The organism is Cetobacterium sp. (assembly GCF_048470075.1).
In the GTDB taxonomy this organism is placed as follows: domain Bacteria; phylum Fusobacteriota; class Fusobacteriia; order Fusobacteriales; family Fusobacteriaceae; genus Cetobacterium_A.
The window spans coordinates 1-5,293 of sequence record NZ_DBGBQB010000065.1 but is presented as its reverse complement, the minus strand read 5'-3'; the positions used below and the strand labels follow the sequence as shown (position 1 = coordinate 5,293).

The window sequence follows — 5,293 nt, the reverse complement described above, 5'->3', positions numbered from 1 at the left end:
CTCTCTTTAAAATGGTTTTTTATGATATTTTTAATAGTGGCAATTGGAATATATATAGGTATTTTTTCATATGAAGAAACCGAATTTTTTACAAAGATGTCATGGAAATTTTCAAATACTCTCTTGGGAATCTTTTTCGCTATTGCTATACTAGCTATTTTAAATACTATTAGTGGAAAAAACTCTATTTCTAAAGGTATTGATTCCATGGAGAATAGTGCTTCCAACCCCTCTGTTAATAATCCAACAGATACGTATTTAAAGAGTTGTATTGAACTCTCTAGTAAAACAGACTCCTATCTATCTCTTTTAGGTGATAAAGAGATTATTTTTGACGATAGCAATAAATCCTTTATCATGTTTGGAAGAAGTGGTCACTCCTATGTCGCTATGGGCGACCCAATTGGAGATGAAAAAACTTTTGGAAGTTGTATTTGGAAATTTTATAACCATTGTAAAGCCAATAAAAAAGAGACTGTTTTTTATGAAATTGGAAAAGAATACTTAAACTACTATCTAGATGTAGGACTTAGCTTTTTAAAAATTGGTGAATTTGCTCAAGTTCACTTGGAAAACTTCTCTTTGGAAGGAAGTGATGCAAAACCTCTTAGACATGCTTGTAATCGAGTTGAAAGAGAGGGATATCACTTTGAAGTTATTCCTATTGAAAAAGTTCCTGAGATTTTAGATGAGTTAGAAAGCATCTCCAATGAATGGTTACAGGATAAAAATGCTAAAGAAAAAGGGTTTTCTTTGGGAAAGTTCACTAAAGAGTATCTGCTAAATTTTCCTGTTGGAATCATTAAAAAAGATGATCGTATATTGGCTTTTGGAAATATTTTAGAAACCTTAAATAAGGAGGAGATATCTCTTGATCTTATGAGATATCGTAATGAAGCTGTTCATGGAACTATGGATTATTTCTTCATCTCTGTTATTAACTATGGAAAAGAAAATGGCTTTAAAAAGTTTAATCTTGGAATGGCTCCTTTGGCGGGAATTGAAGATAATACAGCTTCCTTTTGGAACAAAATAGAGAAAGCTATCTTCTCCCATGGTGAACATTTTTATAACTTTAAAGGTCTTAGAGCCTTTAAGGATAAATTTAATCCTCAATGGGAACCTAGATATATAGCATACTCAGGTCCTTTTAACTTGCCAAACATACTAAAAGATGTTACTCTTTTAATATCTGGTGGAATTCGAGGTCTTATTTCGAAAAAATAATTTAGGGAGGTTTTTATGAAAAAAATTCTTTTAACAACTCTTTGTTTAGCATTGAGTATCACTCTTTTAGGTTCTGATTCAGCTCCAAAAGAATCATTAAAAGATAAGGTTTTAAAAGCTACATACTCATCTTTTAATGATGTTGAGGGTGATTATGAAACAATTCCCCTATCTGAAGTTATGGAGATTTTAAATGCAAACAAGGCGACTCTTCTGGACGTTAGAAATAATGATGAAGTTGAAAAAACTGGAATAGTAAAGGGAGCTAAACATATACCATTACCTGAACTTGAAAGTCGATTGAATGAACTTGATAGAGATCAACCCTATATAACTTTCTGTGCTGTTGGAGGACGTTCAAAAAAAGCTGCAGCAATTTTATCTAAAAATCAATTTAAAAAAGTTTATAATGCTAAAGAGGGAATGAATACTTGGCCTTATAAAGATATGGTTGAACCCATTAAAAAATAGACAAAAAAATCTGAGCTAAACTTAGCTCAGATTTTTATTTTATCTTATCCAAATCAACCCATTTTCAAAGGATTTCCCCTGCTTTCTTACCATTTCAATCCAAATCATTGCCAGTGGTTCTAAATATCTTGAAAAATGGATATCTCCCACTATCATTGGATCAAACCCCATCTCTAAAATAAGCTCCTCCACCTTTTTATTTGCAATTTTATTATTTCCAGCTATCATCATAGTTAATCTTTTCTCATTTATGCATGGATCAATTAACTTTTCCACTCCCAAAGTATTCAGTGTTTTCACTATATGAGAATCCTTTAAAATCTCCTGTATCACCTCTCCATTTGAAGTATATCTTCCACGAGTTAAAATAAAATCCTCCCCTATTGGGTTTGTTAAATCAATAAAAATTTTACCTTCAGGATTTTTTATTCCTGTAATAGCTTTTTCCACCTTATTTCCTGGTACAGCTATAACTATTATCTCATTGTCCTCTGTTATATCCTTTCCTTCAACATATTCTATATAGTGTTTTTTTTCAAACTCCTCTTTTAAACTTTTTACTCCTATCTGTACTGGATGTCCTAATTTATGAAAAACTTCTGCCAATGCATTTCCTATAACTCCATTTCCTAATATTCCTATATTCATGTTTTCCTCCTTAAATCCATTATTTCTAATACTTTTTTCGAAATAATTTTTTTAAATCCTTTTAATTTTTAATATTAAAAGGATTTTCTCCATTTTATTAGAAAAGTAGTTTAGGAGGTGTTTTATTATGTTTAAAATTGAAAATCATTATAATTTAAAGGGAATGGTAGCCATTATTACTGGTGCTGGTGCTGGAATTGGGAAAGCTTCTGCCCTTATGCTTGCCAGAGCTGGTGCTAACATTGTCTGTGCTGATCTCAATAAAGTCGAAGCTGATAATACAGCAATTGAAGCAAGAGGAGAAGGAGTTAAAGCATTTGGCATCAAATGTGATGTAACATCTTTGCAAGATTTAGAAGAGGTTGTTAAAGCGGCTATTAAAGAGTTTGGTAAAATAAATATACTAGTTAATAATGCTGGAGGTGGAGGTGGAGGAAAAGAGAAGTTTTTAGAGTTAACTCCTGAGTATCTTCAGAAAATCTATAATCTTAATGTTTTTAGTATCTTTAATCTCTCTAGACTTTGTGCTCCACATATGATTGCCAGTGAATATGGTTCAATAGTTAATATCAGTTCTATGGCCAGCTTAATGCAAAGTCATAATATGAGCGTTTATGGAAGTTCTAAAGCGGCTATCAACCAGCTTACTAAATATATGGCAGTGGATTTAGGTCCTATTATTAGAGTTAATGCCATCGCTCCAGGAGCTATTAAAACTCATGCTTTAGCCACTGTTCTAACTCCTGAACTTGAGGAGATTATGCTTAAAAAAACTCCTATGAAGGTTTTAGGGGAAGCGGATGATATCGCCATGGCTGTATTCTTTTTAGCTTCACCACTTTCTAAGTGGATAACTGGTCAAATACTTCCTGTAAATGGTGGAGGAGAACAAGATTTAGAAGGATAAATTTTAAATAGGGGTGGAACTTATGCTTACTTTTGAGCACTATATTATGGATTCTTTCAAACTTTTATTACATTGGTTAGCCTTTTTCTTTACGGTTTTATCCATTGGGGTTATCTGTTTTGGATTTCTAAAAAGTGTTAAAATTTTATTTACAAATACTGAAAATCTAAACTTTAATAAAATAATGAGAGATACTTTTGATAAATATATTTTAGTAGGACTTCAATTTCTAATAATTGCAGATATTATCGATACTATTATTTTGAGGGACCTACAAAATATTATATTAGTTCTTTTAATCGTTATTATTAGAACTATAATGAGTTGGGAGATTGAAAAACACAAATAGAAAAAAGCTCTAAGCAAACCTATGCTTAGAGCTTTTTTTAATCATCACTATATTTTTCATTTAATAAACTTTCATCTAATCCTTTTTCTATTTGCTCTTTTGTTACTCTAATATTGGAAGTTTTATCTAAAAATTTCATTATTATATATGAAACAACTGTTGAATAGACTGCAACTAATACTGCACCAAACAGTTGTATCCATAGTTGATGAGAGCTAGCCGAAACTTTATTTACCATCTCATTTGCTAAAAATCCTATTAGTATAGTTCCTGTAAATCCACCAACACCATGGACTCCCCATACATCTAGAACATCATCCCATTGCATCTTTCTTGGAATTTTTATTGCATAAAAACACACGATTCCTGCAACTGCTCCAATTAATGCTGCAGATGGAGGTGTTACATACCCTGAAGCCGGTGTTATTGTCGCAAGCCCTGCAACCGCTCCAACTAAAGGATCTAAAAATGAAAACTTTTTCTTTTCTAAATATGACATTATTGACCAAACAACCATACCACTTCCACATGCTATTCCTGTATTTGTAAATACAATTGCTGTCGTTCCTGCAGCTGCTAAAGTTCCTCCTGCATTGAATCCAAACCAACCAAACATCAAAATTCCAGCTCCAACTGCCATAAGCCCCATATTAAATGGTCCTTTTCCAGTTATTACTTTTCTTCTTCCAAGAACCCAAAGAGCTCCTAAACCAGAAAATGCTGCTGAAACGTGAATAACTGTTCCTCCTGCAAAATCTACGAATCCCATTTTAGATAAAAACCCTTGTCCCCATACCCAGTGAGCTACAGGGAAATAAACTAAAATCATCCAGATAATAAGATATTTTATCCACGCTCCTATTGTTATTCTATTAACTATAGAACCTGTCATCAATGGCAAAGTTATCATTGCAAACATCAATTGATACATAAAAAACATTAAAAATGGAATTGTTAATCCATAAGTTGTATTCACTTGAAATATTACATCTTTAAAATTCATAAACTGAAATGGATCACCTATTATTCCACCAATAGTATTTCCAAATACTAAGCTAAATCCACCAAATACCCACATTATAGTTACAATTCCAATTGAAATAAAAATTTGTAACATCAAAGTTAGTGAATGTTTTTTCTCAACTAATCCTCCATAAAAAAATGCTAATCCAGGAGTCATAAAAAATACCAATACTGTTGCTATTACCATAAATGCTATATTTCCATGTATTACACCTTGAAACATACACAAGCACCTCCTATTTTAAAAGGTCTCTTAAATAAGAGACCTTTTTCATTTTTTAAAACATGTCTAGTTCCATCTCTTTTGAAATATCTTTCATTATTCCCATACCTGCAACACTATTTCCCTGTGCATCTAAAGCTGGTCCAAATACTGCCACACCTATTTTTTTACTTGATACTGGAGATATTATACCTCCACCAACACCAGATTTTCCTGGGATTCCAATATTATCAAGATACTCTCCACTTTGGTCATACATTCCACAAGTAGCAATCAATCCACTAACTATCTGTGCGTATTTTTTAGGAATAACTCTTTCTCCTGTTGATAAAACTCCACCATTTGCAAAGAATCTAGCAATTTTAGCTAAACTCTCTGTTGTTACATATATTGAACACTGTTTAAAGTAAACATCTAGAATCTCCTCTACATCTCCACTTAAAAC

General features: G+C 32.2%; 7 protein-coding genes. 4 read left to right on the top strand and 3 right to left on the bottom strand.

Going from position 1 to position 5,293, the window contains the following annotated elements; all coding sequences use genetic code 11:
* The coding region (locus tag ACMOUI_RS02300; RefSeq protein WP_418964130.1) for a phosphatidylglycerol lysyltransferase domain-containing protein at positions 1 to 1,227 on the top strand (1,227 nt) is incomplete at its 5' end.
* Between the two features lie 15 nt (positions 1,228 to 1,242).
* Positions 1,243 to 1,698 carry a rhodanese-like domain-containing protein gene (locus ACMOUI_RS02295; protein ID WP_418964129.1) on the top strand — a complete coding sequence of 152 codons (456 nt, stop codon included), beginning with the start codon at positions 1,243 to 1,245 and terminating at the stop codon, positions 1,696 to 1,698.
* Between the two features lie 39 nt (positions 1,699 to 1,737).
* Here ACMOUI_RS02295 and ACMOUI_RS02290 read toward each other — a convergent pair whose 3' ends face one another.
* Positions 1,738 to 2,376: an NADPH-dependent F420 reductase gene (locus ACMOUI_RS02290; protein ID WP_418964131.1), complete on the bottom strand. Its 639-nt coding sequence runs from the start codon at positions 2,374 to 2,376 to the stop codon at positions 1,738 to 1,740.
* 97 nt (positions 2,377 to 2,473) lie between these two features.
* On the opposite strand from ACMOUI_RS02290, the gene ACMOUI_RS02285 reads away from it, so the two are divergent.
* The gene (locus ACMOUI_RS02285; RefSeq protein ID WP_418964128.1) at positions 2,474 to 3,253 is read left to right on the top strand and encodes a glucose 1-dehydrogenase; all 780 of its coding nucleotides are present in this window, start codon (positions 2,474 to 2,476) and stop codon (positions 3,251 to 3,253) included.
* A 22-nt stretch (positions 3,254 to 3,275) separates the two neighbouring features.
* Positions 3,276 to 3,602, top strand: coding sequence for a DUF1622 domain-containing protein (locus tag ACMOUI_RS02280; RefSeq protein WP_418964127.1), 327 nt, complete (start codon positions 3,276 to 3,278; stop codon positions 3,600 to 3,602).
* 37 nt (positions 3,603 to 3,639) lie between these two features.
* On the opposite strand, the gene ACMOUI_RS02275 is transcribed toward ACMOUI_RS02280, so the two are convergent.
* Both ACMOUI_RS02275 and ACMOUI_RS02270 read right to left on the bottom strand, forming a co-directional pair.
* Positions 3,640 to 4,848, bottom strand: coding sequence for an ammonium transporter (locus ACMOUI_RS02275; RefSeq protein WP_418964126.1), 1,209 nt, complete (start codon positions 4,846 to 4,848; stop codon positions 3,640 to 3,642).
* Positions 4,849 to 4,903: 55 nt separating this feature from the next.
* Positions 4,904 to 5,293: glutaminase (locus ACMOUI_RS02270; RefSeq protein WP_418964125.1), on the bottom strand; the 390-nt coding region annotated here is incomplete at its 5' end.